The sequence below is a fragment of the Fluoribacter dumoffii NY 23 genome (genome assembly GCF_000236165.1).
Taxonomy (GTDB): domain Bacteria; phylum Pseudomonadota; class Gammaproteobacteria; order Legionellales; family Legionellaceae; genus Legionella; species Legionella dumoffii.
Map to the genome: position 1 here is coordinate 1,261,006 of NZ_CM001373.1, position 18,744 is coordinate 1,279,749.

Consider the following 18,744-nt stretch of genomic DNA (forward strand, 5'->3'; position numbering starts at 1 on the left):
TGGCTGAACATTGACCCCTGGCTGAACATTGACCCCTGGCTGAACATTAGGACCCGGGTGTAGTTTATGACGAGGTCGAGTAATGGGACCAGGTTGAACATTGGGACCGGGCTGGATGTTAGGCCCAGGTTGAACATTAGGACCTGGTTGAATATTGGGCCCAGGGTGTAGTTTATGACGAGGCCGAGTAATGGGACCAGGTTGAACATTGGGACCGGGCTGGATGTTAGGCCCAGGTTGAACATTAGGACCTGGTTGAATATTGGGACCAGGATGTAGTTTATGACGAGGTCGAGTAATGGGACCGGGTTGGATGTTAGGCCCAGGCTGAACATTAGTTCCGGGTTGTACATTAACACCCGGTTGCACATTTGGCCCAGGATGTAGTTTATGACGATGAATAATACTCGGTTGAACCACAGGACCAGGTTGAACATTAGGGGCAGGTTGAGTACCCGGAGATTGAGAGGCTCCAGGGACTGGATGCACAAGCGCTGGAGGTTGCTGTTTAAAAATCCTAGGCTTATGGTCTGGTACAATTTGCTGAGTTCCATTAACCATACCCTTATTAATATTCCCAGGATATATAGCCTTCAATTCTTTAGGAGTTAATGGCTTGCCTGCATTTTTTTTCAAAAAGGGTTGGGCTTGGGAAAAAGAAGGTGGAGGTGGCGCAGGTTGGGTTTTGATGACAATTTCCTTAGATAGTATTTTAGCAGGGGGCACTACCTTGGCCGGGCCCTTCCCTCCGAGAATACTGAGAGGTTGTGGTACAACTGGTGCAGTATAGGTTTTTACCGCATTAAACAAGATTTGATTAGGGACACGTGCACGTAAATTATTTACTAATCTGGAATTAACAAAATCGTGAGTTGATACAACTGTGAGTGCATTAGCGATGTACCCATTCTTATAATTAATTCTCAGATTTCGATGCCGATAAATATTATTAATGTAAGTAACATCGATAACCGTATTACTTAAATTAATTGCTTTAAAGTAACTTCGGCTAACCTGATAGGGAGGAATGTAGGGTTCTCCAGGTGCTAAAGGAAACCAACCAATTCCGAACCCGCCGTTAAGCATAAATTGCGAATTATTACCCCCAATAAATACAGTTAATGCCGGAGCATAAACAGGACGGGCTCCAATGGGTCCTGGAACCCAACACCAATGGTTTCTAATATATGCCCAACGGCCATAATGAAATGGTGCAAATCCCCAGGGTTGATTATCTACCCAAGTCCAACCCCATAATCCTAACCAAATCCATTGGCCATTTTGATAAGGCGCCCAGTCCTCAGGTACATTATTGGGAAGCCAAACAGGTCCATATAGTTCATCTTCAGACCATGCTCCATAATTTCCTAAATCTTCATATCCTATCACTTCTGTTGAAACATACTGTGTGGAGACGGTACCCGCGATTTTATCCCGTTCCAGGCTCCAGCTCTCGAATCCATCAATTGGTCCCAGGGCGGTACATAGATAACTTTCTAAATTTGTACCTGTAACACTACATGATTGTCCAGAATTAATCGTATAGGATGCATTTTCTCCATATGCGATTCCTTGCCCCACCCTTACGCTCACCATCGTTCTGTCATTTTCTGTGGAGACATCAAAGCGATAGTAACCTGGTTCAGCTATAGTAAACGCTAGGTTCGGAGTATCTACCTCATAAACTTGATTAGAGTTTATCCGTTTAATACTTAAAACAAGGGTGCCCTGTGTAATTTGAAATTGTGCAATTTCATCATCCAGATTCAAAATTTTTAAATCCGATTGACTCCCAATACGCACAGCAGCGCCAGGTAATTGCATTTCAACAGCACTACCTGTATCTGACCATATCTGATCATTTGCGATCAAAGGGCGATTAAGGATTGCTTCTGTCCATTGTGTTTCTCCTGCGGGTAAAAAACTCACTACTCCACTAAGGTAGCTTAATCGGGCAACTTGATCGGGAGGGTCTGCAAAGGTCATACTGGACATGGAAGAAAGCAACAAAAAACATCCTAAATATAATGCAGCCTTGATATTCTTCATTGCAGACCTGTTCATGACAACCTCCGTATTATTTACACTGGTTATACTCCATGTTTCAGTTAAATTGTAGACTTGGTGGAATGCAGTGGAAAAAGGTTACTTAACCTATACTCTCCCAATTCCCACTGCGATTTAGCAAGCCACATACAAATACTTCGACTGCAGCTTTAATGATTCGAATTAAATCATTTCTGACTCAATATCGTCTTTATTGACAATAACCTTTTTATTTCGCTGAGTTTTCATTGGTGAGGAACGTCGTAGTTCCTCATCATTGAAATCATCCACTTTAATCACATCTTGTCGCGCCAACTCAGCTTCTTTTAATTGTTTGGCTTCGGTTTCAGTGAGCAACCCACAAGCCAAGGCTTCATCAATCTGTTCAAGCAAAGTAAGAGATTTTAAAACATTATCTTTCACTGCTCTCATTACCTTTCTTTCCAACTCATCAGCAGCACAGATTTTATGGAAAGCCTCTTCCATACGACCTAAAGGACAATTCTCACTCGCCTTACTATAAACTAAACGAGTCAGACGGGTACGTGTTTCACATGGCTCAATCAGAGTTCGAGCTAACAAGTGGCCTAACTGATCATTAGGTTTATTTCTTAGATTTCCTAGGGGTTTAATAATCAAACGTAGCAGAATGCGTGCCCATCGTGCAGGGAAATTCACAATTACGCCATGCATTGCAACTTCACATTCATACAATAATTGCTGGCAACTCCACTCAACCAAGGGTAAATCAGCTTTGGGCTCACCATCTTCATGAAAACGCTTCAAAACTGCTGAAAGTAGATATAAAGCACTGAGCATGTCTCCAAGTCGAGAGGATAGTTTCTCTTTACGCTTCAGATTGCCGCCCAGAACCATCATTGAGAAATCCGCTAGAAATGCCAAGTTAGCACTGTATTTATGTACGAGTTGGTAGTAACGTTTGACACTACTCACTGGAGCCTTTGACAGATGGGCATCAGTCCAGGCAAAAATGACGGACTTGGAGAAATTGGCAATAATAAATCCAGCATGGGCAAAAAACGCCTTATCAAATTCAACTAAATTATTATTTCTGATGCTTTCAAGCTCCTTAAAAACATAAGGATGGCATCGAATCGCTCCCTGGCCAAAGATGATTAAGCTTCGAGTAAGGATATTTGCACCTTCTACTGTAATAGCGATTGGTGATCCTTGATATCCCCTCCCTAAAGAATTATTAGGTCCGAGACAAATTCCTTTTCCACCGTGAATATCCATGGCATCAAGTGAAATTTGTCTTGCACGCTCAGTAGTATGATATTTTAAAATAGCTCCTACCACAGAAGGTTTCGCACCATTGTCAATTGCAGCTGCAGCCATAACTACACCTGCATCTATGATGTAAGTATTTGCTGCAATTCGAGCCAGTGGTTCTTCTATACCTTCAAACTTTCCAATTGGCTGGTTAAATTGTTTGCGAATGCGTGCATAAGCTCCCGAAGCTAAAGCTGCCGCTTGGGCTCCTCCATTAGCGCTCGAGGGTAAGGATATGGCTCTTCCCGCACTTAAACATTCCATTAACATGCGCCATCCGCAACCTGCCATAGCCACTCCGCCAATCAGGTAGTCCATTGGAATAAATACATTTCGACCTTGTGTAGGGCCATTTAAAAACCCTGTATTCAATGGGAAATGACGGCGCCCTTTCGTGATGCCCGGAGTATGTGCTGGTATTAACGCACAACTGATACCCACATCTTCACCTTTACCCAATAAATTATCCGGATCAAATAATCTGAAGGCTAAGCCAATTACTGTAGCGACCGGGCATAAAGTGATGTAACGCTTGTCCCAATTTAATCGAATACCCAGTACTTTGGTGCCATTAATTTCTTGATAACATACGATACCTTTATCGGGGATTGATGCTGCATCAGAACCTGCATTTGGACCTGTAAGGGCAAAGCATGGAATTTCACGCCCATCGGCCAATCTTGGCAGGTAATAATTTTTTTGTTCTTCAGTCCCGTATTTAAGCAATAATTCGCCTGGGCCCAGTGAATTAGGTACCGATATGGTGGTTGCTGCCGTAATGGAACGTCCATAGATTTTTACTAAAACTGACATTTGTGCTGTGGCAGAGAACTCAAGGCCTCCATATCGTTTGGGAATAATCATCCCCAGGAAGCGATTATCTTTGATAAACTGCCAAATTTCTTCCGGTAAGTCGGTAAGATTATGAGTTATATTCCAGTCATCAATCATCGCACACAAAGTATTTACCGGACCATCAAGAAATGCTTGTTCTTCTTCCGTCAAACGGACTGTAGGTAAATTTCTCAATTTGGAAAAATCCGGGGCGCCACTAAATAAGTCCCCTTCCCAACTGACTGTTCCCGCCTCAAGTGCTTCTCTCTCAGTGGCAGACATCGCTGGCATGGCTTTGCTTACGGTTTTAAAAAAATACTTGGATAATAATGCTCTTCTTAAAGGGGTTAGGGCACCAACGATTAAAGCAAATTCGACTAACAGAAGAATAATTTTGGTCGCCAAGCCAGGGGAACCGTAACAGAAAACAAGAGCACTAAATATAGCAAAGCTAATTGCCCATACTGAAATTGCTGCCTGCCTGGTAAGTAATATCCCCGCAGCGCCAATAACCATGAGCACTAAAATAGCGTGTAGCACATTATTCTCCTTAATTGTTTTGGGCCTTCTGACCACTTGTACTATTTAAGTTTAAACCAGAAATGATTTTTATTATTTGCATTGCCACAATTTCAGGGTATTCCATAGGAAATAAATGGGTGCCCTTGGTTTTATAGCTTGCTACATTAAAATATTTTTTCATGTAACGCACATCCATTTTACCAACCACAGTGCTTTTGTCACCATAAATTAATGCTGCTGGAACTGATAACTTACCCTCATAAGTGGGAATGACATGAGGGATAGTGCGATAAATTTGATATTCAATATGCCTGTCAAAGCGTAAATAATACCCATCCTCTTTATACTCCAGGCCATAGGTAATATAATCATTTAAACAAGCATCCGTAAAGGTTTTGAATAAGTCCCTGGTTTTAAGGTAATTAATTAACTGTTCCTTATTCTCCCAATACATCCGGCGCCCCCGGGTTCTGAATGCCGGTGTCACCCGATCAATGATTCCAAGGGCTTTGGCCAATCGGACCATGCTTGATTTAAAGGTGCCGATTAAAGGAGAATCCAGCATGATTACCATTTTAAATAATTCGGGATGTTCAATTGCGGCCAACAAGTTTAAGACGCCCCCCAAAGAATGGCCTATGGCAATAACAGGTTGATTGGCTTGTTCCTTAATGCTATCAACAACTTCCGATACCAGATTATGCCAATTTTCGCTAACAGGAAAAAAAGGATTATGACCAATTCTGTCAATATAACAGTAATCATACTTTTTCCCGAGACGGTCCAGCATCTGTTTATAGCATAACGCGGGGAAGCCATTTCCATGTGCAAAATGAATTAACTCTTTCATAAAGTCACCACTCGCAAAATTTTATCCTGTAATTACCAATAGGCTAGATCATCCAAATCCACCAAATCCTACTGGACTCAATCATCGTTTATGACATTACGATGCGTCTACTTTCTGCCCGTAGTGAAAAAAGTGCCAAACTGTAATAAGCGATCAGTAAAGCAAATAAAATGAACCCTGATCCCTGGAAAATTGCATTAAATGTGAGCATTATAAACAACAGCAACATCATTGGCGTTCCTGCTGCAATTAATAGCCGGCTTGATTGCATAAAGGTTACACTAAAAGAAAAGAATATACTGGAAAAAACTTGTCCCAAAAATGCTAAAACAAGGAAAAATACAATAAAAATTGAAAAGAATATTGCCACTACCAGAGGATAAATCATCATTTGAGAAAAATATTTCAAATTTCTTATTGAGCTTTGTTCTGCAATCTTTTTTCCATCGAAAACCAGATTCGTTCCTTTATCAAAGGTCTGAACTAAAGGAGTACCTTTACTGGGTTTTGAGTCCTTCATATTAAATAATTTTAGGCTGGGTACCTTAAGAGAAATTTTATTTTTATTGATCAAAATAGTAAGATAAGGATATTCAGCGGGGAAATCGTTGACTTTACCTGTGGTATCAATCAATACCACTACCTGATTCTGATCATTCTTTATCAAGTAAGGCATGGGTTTATCAAAAGAAACCTCTCCATTTTGGATGTAAAACACTGGGATTTTGGATAAAGGATCAGTGATTTGTTCTTTGAACGACTGATTCAAGCTAAAGCCCATCCTTAAAGCAAATGGAATTGAGAATAGAGCTATTGTCAACAAGAGATAGAGAAAAGCAAAACCCCGCCAACGCTTTCCAACATCAACATACAAACGTCGTGAATAAAAAGACATATACAATGCAGACCAATAACGATATACGGGTGTATCTATTGGCTTTAGTTTATTCTTTTCTTTACTCACGCTATTCTCCAATACGTTTTCCAGACTTACGATGAAAAAGATGTAATCTAATTTTAGGTAGCTCAATCCAAAGTTGTCCACTTATAAGTGGGTTATCTGCAGAAACACGCAAATTTATTATCTGGCCATTTTTGATGCATTTTGCCCGGATTAATTTATCTGCACCCATATCATCCACAAACTCCACATGAACTGGAATACCTTGAGGACTTTCCGTACTCAATAAAACATGTTCGGGACGAATTGCCAAAACCAGTTCGTCGGTATCTTCAAGGGGGGCGGACTCAGAAACAGGATAGTCAATCCCCAAGCTGGTTTGCACCCTATTACTGCTTTTATCAAAAATTCCCGAAAAAACGTTCAAAGGATATTGTCCGGTAAATCCAGCCACGAATAAAGTTGCTGGACTTTGATACAACTCCTGGGGTGTCCCTATTTGTTCGACAATACCTTGATTGAGTACAATAACGCGCTCAGCCATAGTCATGGCTTCTGTTTGATCATGGGTTACATATAAACTGGTAGTGTTGAGCTGTTGATGCAATCGTCTAATTTCATGACGCATTTCCGTGCGTAAATTTGCATCAAGGTTTGATAAGGGTTCATCGAATAAAAAAACAGCCGGAGAACGAACTATGGCTCGCCCCATAGCAACTCTTTGTTTTTGCCCGCCTGAAAGCGCCTGGGGCTTACGCTCCAAATAGGGAGTTAAGCGCAACATCTGAGCTGCCGCATTGACCCGATTTTTAATATCTTCCTTCTTATACCGTCTCATTTTTAGCCCATAAGCCATATTTTCAAATACAGTCATGTGCGGATAGAGGGCATAGTTTTGAAAAACCATAGCCATGTCTCTTTTGGCGGCAGGTATTTTATTAACACATTGGTTGTTTATTAAAATCGAACCCGAGCTTATCTCCTCCAAACCAGCAATTAGACGTAATAAAGTAGTTTTTCCACATCCAGAAGGGCCGACGATTACCATAAACTCCCCCTTCCCGATGCTCACGTTGACTTTATCCAGAATTGTTGTCGGTCCAACACTCTTTGAGACTTCAATGAGATTGACTGTTGCCATGCTTACTTTAACCCTTTTTCAAACCAACGCTGCATGAGTAGCACCACCATACAAGGTGGAATGAGAGCAATCAATGCAACTGTCATAATGTAATTCCACTGTGGAATTTGATCTGCCACGCCGGCTAAATATCGAATACCCATCACCACTGTAGCCATTTTGGTTTCTGTCGTAACCACCAGCGGCCAGAGATACTGATTCCAACCATATACAAATAAAATAACAAATAATGAGGCAATTTGGGTTTTGGATAAAGGTAAAACCATATCAAAAAAGAAACGGACAGCCCCTGCTCCATCCAATTTTGCTGCATCAACCAGTTCATGAGGTATGGTCTTAAAAAACTGACGAAATAAAAAAGTCCCTGTTGCGGACACAAATAAAGGTAAAGTTAATCCCGTATATGAATTTAATAGTCCAAAAGAAGCAACCACTTGGAATGTAGGTACAATTCTTACTTCTATAGGCAGCATCATCGTGGTAAAAATTAAGGCAAAACATAACTTTTTAAATGGAAAATCAAAATAAACTAAAGCAAAAGCTGAACCCAGGGCAAAAATAATTTTTCCCAATGCTATGGCCATAGCCATAAAAAAACTGTTCAACAGCATGGAAGTAATAGGCTCTCCTCCCGTAACGGCCAAGCCTTCAGCCATAACTGCTTTGAAATTTTTGAGTAACAAGTTACCTGGAACAATAGGGATGTGGGATTGCATCATCACGCTGCCTTCGTTACTGGCCGCAACAAATGCCAGATAGACAGGCAATAACATCAGAATAACAAAGAAACATAAAAATGCATGCGATAAAACACGAGTGAAATACGATTTCATGCGTAATGAACCTTTTTTTCCAGGTATTTAAATTGGACTAGAGAAACACTGATGACAATAATCATCAAGAGAACCGATTGTGCTGACGAACTTCCCAAATCCATACCTTCAAACCCGTCTTGATATACTTTATAAATTAAATTGGTTGTACTATTCCCCGGACCTCCATGGGTCATCACCTGAATAATGCCAAAAGTATCAAAAAAACCATACATCAAATTCATGATGATTAAGAAAAAAGTGGTGGGTGATAACAGTGGAAAAATAATCTGCCAAAAACGCTGCCATCCAGAAGCACCATCGATAATTGCTGCATCAATTAATGATGAAGGAATGGTTTTGAGGGCTGCCAAATAAAATAAAAAATTATAACTAAACTGTTGCCAACTTGCAGTAAGGATTATCACGGCAAAGGCCTGATTTACGTTATTAACATAATCAAAATTTATTCCGAACGACTGCAAAAAATGCGTCAGCCATCCTAAAGTTGGATGGCATAAAAAACGCCATAATATTGCCGCTACTGCAGGAGCCACTGCATAAGGCCAAATCAATAAAGATTTATATACCCCTTGCGTCCGACCTCTATTATTCACTAATATTGCCATAAGGAGCCCTAAACTCATCGTAAAAAAAGTAACACTGAAAGCAATAATGAAGGTAACTCCAATTGCTTTGCTGTAGATGGGATCCCAAAAGAGATCCAGAAAATTCGAAAACCCTGCAAATTTTTTATGAAGGCCAAACGCATCTGTATAAAAAAAGGATTGCAACAACGCATTACCTGCGGGCCAAATAAAAAACATCAGGGTAACAATAAGTTGAGGGACTATAAAAAGCCAAGCATAAAGAGGTTGATGGTTGAATTTAGCCATTGCCCAATATAGAAAGGGGTCTGTACAAGCATTATATAGGGATGGTTATTTAAGTAAAGTAGTTAAGGGGTCGGAGTTCTTCAGGTACACTTAAATGAAGTTTCTTCTGATGAGATGAGGAGAACCCTTTGACTGGATAAATAATCCCTACCCCCTAACTCAAATGAGCTTACCGATTTGAACTGTGATAAGGAAAAAATCTTGCGCTACGTACATATAGAAAACCCAGGCCCCCACAGTCGATTGGTCATAGAAAATGGATCTAATCCCCAATACAGTGCATCACAAATTTTAGTCAATGTTAAAGCAACAGCCTTAAACCGGGCTGATATTATGCAGCGTTATGGTAAATACCCTCCTCCAGCCGGCGAATCGGATATTTTGGGTTTGGAAGTTGCAGGGGAGGTTGTCGAAGTCGGTGCAGAGGTGGATCAATTCAAACCTGGAGATAAAATTTATGGATTGGTTGGTAGCGGCGCATATGCTGAATTTTGTCCTGTGGAAGCATCGCTAGCACAGCACATTCCTGATCACTGGGACTACACCCTGGCTGCAGCTCTTCCTGAAGCACTAACTACGGTTTACGCCACCTTATTTGATTTGGGGACGTTGAGCCAAGGACAAACATTGCTTATCCATGGGGCAGGAAGCGGTATTGCCTCGCTAGCGATTCAAATGGCTAAATTGACGCATGCACGCGTAATTACTACTGTAGGGACTGACGATAAAATAGATAAGGCAAGGAAGCTTGGTGCCGATCAAATTATCAACTATCGTAAACAAGATTTCGAAGATTTAATCGAAGATCATAGCGTTGACTTAATTGTTGATTTTATAGGCGGCGATTATTTTAATAAGCATCTGCATTTACTTAAGCCTAAAGGCAAACTCATTCAGATTGCATGCCTTAAAGGAAGTACTGTGGAATGTAATTTGGCATTAATTATGCGAAAAAGATTGCAAATTATTGGATTTGTACTCCGTTCCCAATCGCTTGTGGAAAAAAACAAATTATGGTCTGATGCCCATAAATTATGGGCAGACGCCCTGAAAATAAAAAAAATCAGCCCTATTATTGATAGAGAGTTTACTTTGGACCAGGTTGAAGAAGCACAGCAATATATGCAATCCGGCGTACATTTTGGCAAAATTGTTCTTCATGTAGATTGATTTTTTTAAATCTGCAGCAAGTCCACCTCGGGCACTTCGTTTTTTCTCCCCATAAAGATTAGACTTTATTTCAACTTGTCTTTTGGGGAGATGGAGTTTTTTTATCATTCAAGCGCAGAGTACGGTCGAGTAACTGCTCATAGATTGGTCCGTTCGGCGCGAGCTGCAAAACAATAGTCGCGGTAATGCAGGCCATCATCACAGGAAAAATTAAATAATAATTATGAGTCATTTCAACTACTAATACTGCCCCGGTAATTGGAGACCTGGTAGAGGAAGCAAAAAGCGCAGCCATTCCTGCAATTGCAAACATGCCGGGTTGGGTTAAAAAATCAATATGGAGCACTTCTAAAATATGGAACATGGCCAAACCCAGAAGCGTCCCTAAAGAAAGAATGGGAGCAAAAATTCCTCCAGGCACAGACGTTCCATAGCATGCCATTGTTCCAATGAATCGTACCACTAACAGAAAACACAAAAAGCCAAATCCAGGCGACAGGGTTAATGCTTGATGGATAATATCCATCCCACCGCCCACTGCTGCTGGATGATGCACTGCCAGATAACCAATCACGAATCCTACAATCAAAACGTAACATGATTTTTGTTTGGAGGTAAGCTTATCCAGAAACCCCAAAGTTCTTATTAAAGATAGGTTAAACAAGAGTCCTACAAAACCTACAACAATACCAAAGATGGCAAATAACCATAAAGAATCAAGTTGAGGAAATTCAAATACATCCATTGGAATGGTTGCCTGAGGACCAATCATTAAATCAAGAATCACAGTTGCAGTAATACAACAGATAACCACCATACTGAAACTGGTAAACGAATAATTAAACTGGTTGCGCATTTCCTCCATGACAAAGAGAACTCCCGCAAGCGGAGCATTAAAGGCAACAGCTAAACCCGCAGCTGCTCCTGCGGCAATCAAGCTGTCTTTTCTGCGGCGGGTTAAGTTAAACAAACCTCCCAACATTTCTCCCAAGCTACCGCCGATATGGATTGTGGGCCCTTCTCTTCCCAAAATCATCTTCACAGAAAGAGCCAAGATTCCAAAAAAGAACTTTACAGGTAACAAGCGACGCCAAAATATGGTTTTTAAATGCAGTAATGTGCCTTCAATCTCTGGTACCCCGCTTCCTGAAGCCTGGGGAGCGAAGCGTTTCACTGCAAAATATGCAGCATATACCAGAACCATTGAAACCAATCCTGAAATTACCCCTGAGGGCCATCCATGATCACCAAGGAAAAGGAACAAGTTGTCTAACAAATGACTCAACACATCGATTGACAAACGAAATGTAGATCCTACCAGACCCACTATGATACCTAAAACAAAAGATACAGCGTAAAGCATCAATATCTTATTGCGCATTGTCCTAGATCATCCTCATCAAATTGGTGATAATTTTTAGCCCAGCCTGATTCACTAGAGACAAAATGGTTTCAGGATGGAATTGTACCGCATGTATGGGTAATTGCTGATGAGAGACAGCCATCACTACTCCATCGTCACTCATTGCAGTAACCTTCAACTCTTTGGGTAATGCATTCAAACGCGCATACAAGGAGTGATACCTTCCTGCTTTGAACGATTCGCCTAAATCGGAAAATAATTCAGGCTTCCCCTCCACTTTAATAGTTGAAGGTTTACCGTGCATGGGATAGTTCAGTACATCTAAAACACCACCAAAATATTCAACGATTCCTTGTAGCCCCAAACACACTCCGAATAAGGGTATCCCTAGGGAAATCACCGCCGCAATTGTTTGTGATAGATTAAAATCACTGGGTTTTCCAGGGCCCGGCGATAAAACTACCAGATCAAATTTTTGCATCTCCAAATAGCGCATGGCTTTGTCGAAACGAATTGTGCTGACTTCCGCCCCCGTCTGCCGAAAATAGTTAGCCAAGGTATGTACAAATGAATCCTGATGATCAATAAGTAAAACATGCTTGCCTTTTCCTGTTAGAGGAAAATGCTTGGTCTTCTTTACACCATCAGCATCTTTTTTTTGGAGCATATCTAAAAAAGCAGATGCTTTTAAGCGTGTCTCCTGCTCTTCGGATTCGGGTATGGAATCATACAACAGGGTCGCGCCCACACGAATTTCCGCAATGCCTTTTTCAATCCGTACTGTTCTCAAAACCAGTCCCGTGTTTAAATTTCCATTAAAACCAAACCACCCTACTGCACCGGCATACCATTTGCGGGGAGATTTTTCATGTTCTTCAATAAAATTAAGAGCCCATATTTTGGGTGCACCTGTTACTGTAACCACCCACATATGAGTTAAAAAAGCATCGACAGCATCAAAATTTTCCCTTAATGTACCTTCAACATGATCTACCGTGTGGATTACCCGCGAATACATTTCAATTTGTCTGCGCCCAATTACCCTGACAGAGCCTGCTTCGCAAATACGGGATTTATCGTTTCTATCTACATCAGTACACATCGTTAACTCGGATTCTTCTTTTTTGGAATCGAGCAGAATCTGAATGTTTTCTGCATCTTCGATAGCATCGGCGCCACGTTTAATGGTTCCCGATATTGGACAAGTTTCTACTCTTTTTCCCTGCACTCTTACATACATTTCTGGTGATGCACCAACCAGATACTCTTCATCACCCAGATTAATAAAAAAACCATAGGGAGAAGGATTTAAACGGCGCATTTTTTTGAATAACGAAGAGGGTTGATCCTGGTAATGAACATAAAAGGTTTGGCTGGGGACCACTTCAAACAAATCACCACAGGCAAAACGCTCCTTGGCTTGGGTGACTACCTGTGCATACTCTCCTGGATTGTGATCACATGCCCCTTCAGGTTTATTAGGTGATTTATAGGCAACAGAAACGCCCTCTCTTTCCAGGGATTTTGTGGATTGACCCTGAAATTGAAAATCGTAGCGGCGAATGAAAGCTTCTTCTTTACGATGGTTCACCACATAAATTTCATCAGGTAAATAAAGAACCATATCCCTTTGTAACACTTCTCTTTGTTTGTGTTTTTGCAAGTTTTCAAATTGAAAAATCAAATCAAAACCAAAAGCCCCATATAATCCCAGATACGGTTCGTCTTCCACTTTAAAAAAAGCCAGGATAAGACGGATTACAGTAAAAACAGAGGGTTGCCGGCTACGCTCTTCTTCGCTAAAGACCTCTTCCGAAGGTTTGATTTTAATTTGCAGCCCTGCTTGACTTTGAGAAAGGATTTGCAAATTGGTTTCATTTTTAAATAAAGGGATAATGAAGGTTAAGAGGATTTTGCCGCGGTCATTTAAAGCATCTATTTGAACTAAATTCTGTCTGCAGATAAAAGCCAAGGGGGGATTATAAAAACCAATATCCCAACATGTATAGCGCCCAGGGTATTCGAAACTTGAAGCAAACAAAGCGCCTCTTTGGGAATCCAAATGTTCAAGAAGATTCTCAATACCTTGTTCATACTCAAGCGAAGTCTGATAACACTCTAACTCAACGCCCCCCTGGGTTTTATAATGCTGTAACATGAATGATTAGCTCAATAGAAAATAGTTATGATGTCTCATCATTCTACTTTAAAAATTAGCTTCTGCAAGAAATCTCGCAGATTGGTGTTTTGCAGGGTATGGCTTAGGAACAGCGCCGCGGAATCCGTGAATCATCCTTCTAAATTCCCGTTTCCGCTGCACCGCAGTCAATACATGAAAAGCTCAAAGTTTATTTTTAATAACCTCATCAAGCGAACAATTCTTATCGATTGCTGTCTGCACCCATTCCCCCACCTGGTGATGGGCATCCCTGAAAGGGACTCCTTTTAATACAAGGGACTCTAATATTGCTGTAGCATTAAGATAGCCGCTATTGGCTTTTTGTTCCATCAATTGCGTATTAAATTGCACGCTTCGCAAAAATGGCGTCATAATTTCCAGACAAGCGACCAATGTATTTACGGTATCAAACAAACATTCCTTATCTTCTTGCATGTCTTTGTTATAGGCAAGCGGCAACCCTTTCATTACAGTTAAGATCCCCATCAAATGTCCAAAGACTCGACCACTTTTCCCCCGAACCAATTCGAGCACATCCGGATTTTTCTTATTGGGCATTAAAGATGAACCTGTAGCAAAGGCATCATCAAGGGTGATAAAACCAAACTCTTGTGTAGCCCAAAGAATTAAATCTTCAGCAAGCCGGGATAAATGCATCATTATAATCGATGCAACAGAACAAAACTCAATTACAAAATCACGATCACTTACTGCATCCAATGTATTCTCAATGATGCCATTAAAGCCCAGGGTTTGAGCAACCCACTCACGGTCCAAAGGCAAAGTGCTTCCTGCCAGCGCACCAGCTCCCAAAGGCGAGAAATTCATCCGGGTATGCCAATCATGCAACCGCCCCAAATCTCGATGAAACATCGCCTGATAGGCAGAAAAAAAATGACCTAAATAAATAGGTTGGGCTTGCTGTAAATGGGTATATCCAGGAATTTTATCCTGAGCATGGACACAGGCCAATTCTCCCAAAACTTCATTAAAATCATGTAGAAGCTTTTTAATATCCGTCCCGGCATCACGGGAATATAATCGTAAATCCAGAGCAACCTGATCATTGCGGCTACGGCCTGTATGAAGCTTTTTACCTACATCGCCAATCCTGCTAACAAGCAATTGTTCGACAAACATATGAATATCTTCACTTGACTCATCAAACTCAAGAAGACCTTTTTCCAACTCCTGCTTTATTACTTCCAGCCCATTGCAGATCAAATCTGCTTCCGGGTTGGAAATCAGTCCCTGGCGTGCCAGCATTTTAGCATGGGCTTGACTTCCGGTAATATCGTGGGCAAAGAGTACCTTATCAAAAGCCAAGGAAGCATTAAAATGCATGACTCTGGGATCGAGCTCCTTTTTAAACCGCCCTCCCCAAATTATATTGGTCATCATTTACCTCCTTTATGTACCTTGCCATATACTTGTGCTGATAAAGAAAATAAATTAATAAATCCCTCAGCATCTTTCTGATTATAAACCCCATCCTCCTCAAATGTAGCTAAAGCAGGATCATGTAAACTATAAGGGGAATGCATTCCATAAGGAACGATATTTCCTTTAAATAACTGTACACTTACAGTACCGGTCATATGCTGTTGGGTCACATCAATCAGTGCATCCAATGCATTCTTTGCCTGGGAAAACCATCGCCCTTCATAAACAAGATTCGCATAGGTTTGCTGTAATGATTGTTTTAAATGCAAGGTAGCTCGATCAAGACATAAACTTTCCAGCATCTGGTGCGTCTTATAGAGAACTGCAGCTGCAGGGGCTTCATATATTCCTCTGATTTTCATGCCAACCAGCCGATTTTCAACAATATCAGCCACGCCAATTCCATGGGAACCAGCAATTTGATTTAATTGCCTTAGTAATTCTACAGGGGGCATCTTGACGGCATTTAAAGCAACAGGTACTCCTTTTTCAAAACCAATACTTATCAACTCAGGATTGTCAGGAGCCTGTTCCAAAGATGAGGTCATTAATAATAAATCATCAGGCTTGGGTTGACGCGGATCTTCCAAAAGACCTCCTTCATGCGAAATATACCAAAGATTATGGTCACGGGAATAAGGTGACTTTGGCGTAACAGGGACTTCTATCCCATGTAATTTGGCGTACTCAATTGCTTCTTGCCTTGATTTGATCTTCCAAACTCTCCATGGGGCAATAATTTTGAGTTCGGGGGCTAATGCTTTAACCGTATATTCAAAACGAACCTGATCGTTACCCTTTCCAGTTGCTCCATGCGCCACTGCTTCTGCATGCTCTTGTAATGCAATTTCAACCAGTTGCTTTGCAATAAGGGGTCGGGATATGGTACCTAACACATATTGATTTTCATAAAGCGCCCCTGCCTTGACTAATTGCCACAAATAATCGGTAACAAATTCATCTTGTACATTCATTACATAAGCTTTTGAGGCACCGCTTCTAAGTGCTTTTTCTTTAATTGCTGTTAAATCTTCATTTTGTCCCAAGTCACAAACCATCGCGATAATCTCTGCCTGGTGGTAATGTTCTTTAAGCCATGGAATCATTACAGAGGTATCCAGCCCTCCTGAATAAGCCAGCACAATTTTTTTAATCGATTCGTTCATGGGGTTACTCCTGGTAGTATTGTTTTAAATGCGAAATAGGGTCGGCTAATTCTTTAGGGATGACATCTACAACTATATTCCCGCCTTTCAGTACAATGAGCCGATCGGACATTCTGCTGAGAAAATTGAGATCATGGGAAGCAATGACCATCGTAACACCTAAAGATTTTACCGAATTTAATAAACTAATCACTTCATCAATTGTCGCCAGATCAAGACCAGAGGTGGGTTCATCACAAAGCAACAAATTGGGATTCATCATTAAGCTGCGTGCTAAAGCAACACGTTGTTTTTGTCCACCTGATAGCTGGTGAGGGTACGCTGATGCTTTATCACTCATACCCAAACTATGGAGCAAAGAGTGCGCTTTCTCTTCATGATTTATTAACTTGTTTTGCAGACGAGGCGCATAAATTAAGTTTTTCAATACAGTCATATGGGGAAAAAGTTGAAAATCCTGAAACATAAACCCACTTTGGCCACTTACTTCAATACTGCCTGAATCCAATGTTTCTAACTGTTGGATGCACCGCAACAACGTAGATTTACCGCTTCCAGATGGTCCTGCCAAACCCAATACAGTCTGTGTCTCTAATTTCAAATTAATTGAGTTTAATACTGGCAGAGATGCAAAGTTTTTTGATGCCTGATTAATGACTAACATAAAGCCCCCTTTCCTCAATTTTTTTGCCCATCAATTCGATTAAGAGAACCATCCCGTAGTAAAAACAACCGGCAATACACAACGGAACAAAATAGGTAAATTGTTCTGCGGCGACTGATTGGGCCCGGCGCATTAAATCCATTCCTCCTATGGTTGCAATCAAAGCTGTTTCTTTCAGCAATGCAATCATTTCATTAATGAACGCTGGAAAAATATTTTTAACGACTTGAGGTAGAACGATGTCTTTCCATAAATAAAAGCTGGGTATTTGCAAAGTTTTCGCTGCTTCAAACTGCCCTTTTGGCAGATTCTCTATTCCAGACCTTAAAATTTCGGCAATATAGGCTGAACTGTTTAATCCAAAGGTTAAAAGCCCTGCCATGAGAATATTTGCCTTCATACCAATTAAGGCCGGCACAGCAAAATAAATAAAGCTAAGTTGCAAGATAACCGGTGTCCCCCTCATTACCGAAATAAAGCTATTGATTAATGGTTTCATTATTCCTTGATATCGTAGTAAAGCCAGTACAGTTCCTAATAAAGTCCCAATGCATAGCCCACCAAGCAACAATATTAAAGTAACTAAAGTCCCCTCGCCTATATAGAGGATATTTTGTTTTAACTCTTCCATTGGGTGCCCTCCAGCCATTGTTTCTTGAGTGCAGTCAACTCACCATTTTGCTCCAACTCATTTAAAATTTGATTTATTTTTTGGGTTAATTTCGCATTCTTCTTAAGCGCCAAACCATAACCATCCGCGGATTTGGCAATAATCGAAAAAGAAAGCCCAGAGTTTTTTTGACTAAATACCGCACCTTGCACTCCATCCATTAAAACCATATCTATATGGCCTGCTTTAAGAGCCGCAATGGTTTGATTGTTATTGTCCATGACTAAAAGATGAGCACTAGGAACATTTTGCTTTAACCAAATTTCCATAGTACTACCTAATTGCACTCCTATTTTTTTACCAGCTAGTTGTTGTATGTTGCTGATCTTGGTTTTATCTGGGAAGACAACCGCCATACTCTCGAAATAGTAAGGCTTAGTAAAATCGAAATTCTTTTTTCTCTGTTCGGTGATGGTGAGTGTAGAAATCGCAGCATCGACTTGACCTGTACTTATTGCGGGTAAAATACTGCTGAATTGCATGGTGTCAAATAATGCTTCTTTATTGAGCTTTTTTGCAATCAATCGCGCCAGGTCAATATCAAACCCCTTAAGTTCCCCATGATCATTATATTCAAATGGTGGATATTCGGCCGCGACGGCAAAATGAATGTACTGGGTATCATTATTGGGTATTTTTGCATAGCACAATGAAATAAAAATAATAAACCCTGCTAGAATAAAATAAAATAAATGTTTCATTTGAATATAAATCCAATTTTTATGCGTTTTTTAAATTTAACAACCTTGACTTGCCCTGTCAAGATGTTTTGAATATAATTCCACTATAAATGA

Annotated in this window: 15 protein-coding genes; 1 reads left to right on the plus strand and 14 read right to left on the minus strand. The window is 40.6% G+C overall.

Going from position 1 to position 18,744, the window contains the following annotated elements; genetic code table 11:
* The 7 genes from KYQ_RS18220 to KYQ_RS05790 all read right to left on the minus strand — a co-directional run.
* The coding region (locus KYQ_RS18220; protein ID WP_019349744.1) for a DUF6600 domain-containing protein at nt 1-2,064 on the minus strand (2,064 nt) is incomplete at its 3' end.
* A 165-nt stretch (nt 2,065-2,229) separates the two neighbouring features.
* Nucleotides 2,230-4,689: an acyl-CoA dehydrogenase gene (locus KYQ_RS05765; RefSeq protein ID WP_019349745.1), complete on the minus strand. Its 2,460-nt coding sequence runs from the start codon at nt 4,687-4,689 to the stop codon at nt 2,230-2,232.
* 34 nt (nt 4,690-4,723) lie between these two features.
* Complete coding sequence (locus KYQ_RS05770; protein WP_010653513.1) at nt 4,724-5,545, minus strand: alpha/beta fold hydrolase; 822 nt, start codon at nt 5,543-5,545, stop codon at nt 4,724-4,726.
* Between the two features lie 88 nt (nt 5,546-5,633).
* Nucleotides 5,634-6,509, minus strand: a complete 876-nt coding sequence (locus tag KYQ_RS05775) for a DUF1189 family protein (RefSeq protein ID WP_010653512.1) — start codon at nt 6,507-6,509, stop codon at nt 5,634-5,636.
* Between the two features lies 1 nt (nt 6,510).
* Nucleotides 6,511-7,587 (minus strand): ABC transporter ATP-binding protein, encoded by a 1,077-nt coding sequence (locus KYQ_RS05780; RefSeq protein WP_010653511.1) that lies wholly within the window; start codon nt 7,585-7,587, stop codon nt 6,511-6,513.
* A 2-nt stretch (nt 7,588-7,589) separates the two neighbouring features.
* Nucleotides 7,590-8,420: a sn-glycerol-3-phosphate ABC transporter permease UgpE gene (gene ugpE, locus KYQ_RS05785; RefSeq protein WP_010653510.1), complete on the minus strand. Its 831-nt coding sequence runs from the start codon at nt 8,418-8,420 to the stop codon at nt 7,590-7,592.
* Complete coding sequence (locus KYQ_RS05790; protein ID WP_010653509.1) at nt 8,417-9,295, minus strand: carbohydrate ABC transporter permease; 879 nt, start codon at nt 9,293-9,295, stop codon at nt 8,417-8,419. The genes ugpE and KYQ_RS05790 overlap by 4 nt, the downstream gene beginning before the upstream one ends.
* Before the next feature lie 201 nt (nt 9,296-9,496).
* Between KYQ_RS05790 and KYQ_RS05795 the strand changes: the two genes are divergently transcribed.
* Nucleotides 9,497-10,465: an NAD(P)H-quinone oxidoreductase gene (locus tag KYQ_RS05795; RefSeq protein ID WP_019349747.1), complete on the plus strand. Its 969-nt coding sequence runs from the start codon at nt 9,497-9,499 to the stop codon at nt 10,463-10,465.
* Between the two features lie 70 nt (nt 10,466-10,535).
* Here KYQ_RS05795 and clcA read toward each other — a convergent pair whose 3' ends face one another.
* The 7 genes from clcA to KYQ_RS05830 form a co-directional block, all read right to left on the minus strand.
* Entirely contained in the window at nt 10,536-11,846 is a 1,311-nt protein-coding gene (clcA, locus tag KYQ_RS05800) for a H(+)/Cl(-) exchange transporter ClcA (protein ID WP_010653507.1), read from the minus strand.
* A 4-nt stretch (nt 11,847-11,850) separates the two neighbouring features.
* Nucleotides 11,851-13,986 carry an anthranilate synthase component I gene (locus tag KYQ_RS05805; protein ID WP_010653506.1) on the minus strand — a complete coding sequence of 712 codons (2,136 nt, stop codon included), beginning with the start codon at nt 13,984-13,986 and terminating at the stop codon, nt 11,851-11,853.
* Between the two features lie 183 nt (nt 13,987-14,169).
* The gene (gene argH / locus KYQ_RS05810; protein ID WP_010653505.1) at nt 14,170-15,405 is read right to left on the minus strand and encodes an argininosuccinate lyase; all 1,236 of its coding nucleotides are present in this window, start codon (nt 15,403-15,405) and stop codon (nt 14,170-14,172) included.
* Nucleotides 15,405-16,616: an argininosuccinate synthase gene (locus KYQ_RS05815; protein WP_010653504.1), complete on the minus strand. Its 1,212-nt coding sequence runs from the start codon at nt 16,614-16,616 to the stop codon at nt 15,405-15,407. The genes argH and KYQ_RS05815 overlap by 1 nt, the downstream gene beginning before the upstream one ends.
* Nucleotides 16,617-16,620: 4 nt before the next feature.
* The gene (locus KYQ_RS05820; protein WP_010653503.1) at nt 16,621-17,280 is read right to left on the minus strand and encodes an amino acid ABC transporter ATP-binding protein; all 660 of its coding nucleotides are present in this window, start codon (nt 17,278-17,280) and stop codon (nt 16,621-16,623) included.
* Nucleotides 17,267-17,911 carry an amino acid ABC transporter permease gene (locus KYQ_RS05825; RefSeq protein ID WP_010653502.1) on the minus strand — a complete coding sequence of 215 codons (645 nt, stop codon included), beginning with the start codon at nt 17,909-17,911 and terminating at the stop codon, nt 17,267-17,269. Before KYQ_RS05825 ends, KYQ_RS05820 begins: the two co-directional genes overlap by 14 nt.
* A complete protein-coding gene (locus KYQ_RS05830; RefSeq protein WP_010653501.1) occupies nt 17,899-18,651 on the minus strand; it encodes a substrate-binding periplasmic protein in 753 nt (250 codons plus the stop codon). Before KYQ_RS05830 ends, KYQ_RS05825 begins: the two co-directional genes overlap by 13 nt.
* Nucleotides 18,652-18,744: the final 93 nt, after the last annotated feature.

What these genes read in the sequence shown, in the direction of transcription:
- clcA (WP_010653507.1), bottom strand. Translation starts at nt 11,846, where the DNA reads ATGCGCAATAAGATATTGATGCTTTACGCTGTATCTTTTGTTTTAGGT.
- KYQ_RS05790 (WP_010653509.1), bottom strand. Translation starts at nt 9,295, where the DNA reads ATGGCTAAATTCAACCATCAACCTCTTTATGCTTGGCTTTTTATAGTC.
- KYQ_RS05825 (WP_010653502.1), bottom strand. Translation starts at nt 17,911, where the DNA reads ATGGAAGAGTTAAAACAAAATATCCTCTATATAGGCGAGGGGACTTTA.
- ugpE (WP_010653510.1), bottom strand. Translation starts at nt 8,420, where the DNA reads ATGAAATCGTATTTCACTCGTGTTTTATCGCATGCATTTTTATGTTTC.
- KYQ_RS05830 (WP_010653501.1), bottom strand. Translation starts at nt 18,651, where the DNA reads ATGAAACATTTATTTTATTTTATTCTAGCAGGGTTTATTATTTTTATT.
- argH (WP_010653505.1), bottom strand. Translation starts at nt 15,405, where the DNA reads ATGACCAATATAATTTGGGGAGGGCGGTTTAAAAAGGAGCTCGATCCC.
- KYQ_RS05815 (WP_010653504.1), bottom strand. Translation starts at nt 16,616, where the DNA reads ATGAACGAATCGATTAAAAAAATTGTGCTGGCTTATTCAGGAGGGCTG.
- KYQ_RS05765 (WP_019349745.1), bottom strand. Translation starts at nt 4,689, where the DNA reads ATGGTTATTGGCGCTGCGGGGATATTACTTACCAGGCAGGCAGCAATT.
- KYQ_RS05820 (WP_010653503.1), bottom strand. Translation starts at nt 17,280, where the DNA reads ATGTTAGTCATTAATCAGGCATCAAAAAACTTTGCATCTCTGCCAGTA.
- KYQ_RS05770 (WP_010653513.1), bottom strand. Translation starts at nt 5,545, where the DNA reads ATGAAAGAGTTAATTCATTTTGCACATGGAAATGGCTTCCCCGCGTTA.
- KYQ_RS05805 (WP_010653506.1), bottom strand. Translation starts at nt 13,986, where the DNA reads ATGTTACAGCATTATAAAACCCAGGGGGGCGTTGAGTTAGAGTGTTAT.
- KYQ_RS05780 (WP_010653511.1), bottom strand. Translation starts at nt 7,587, where the DNA reads ATGGCAACAGTCAATCTCATTGAAGTCTCAAAGAGTGTTGGACCGACA.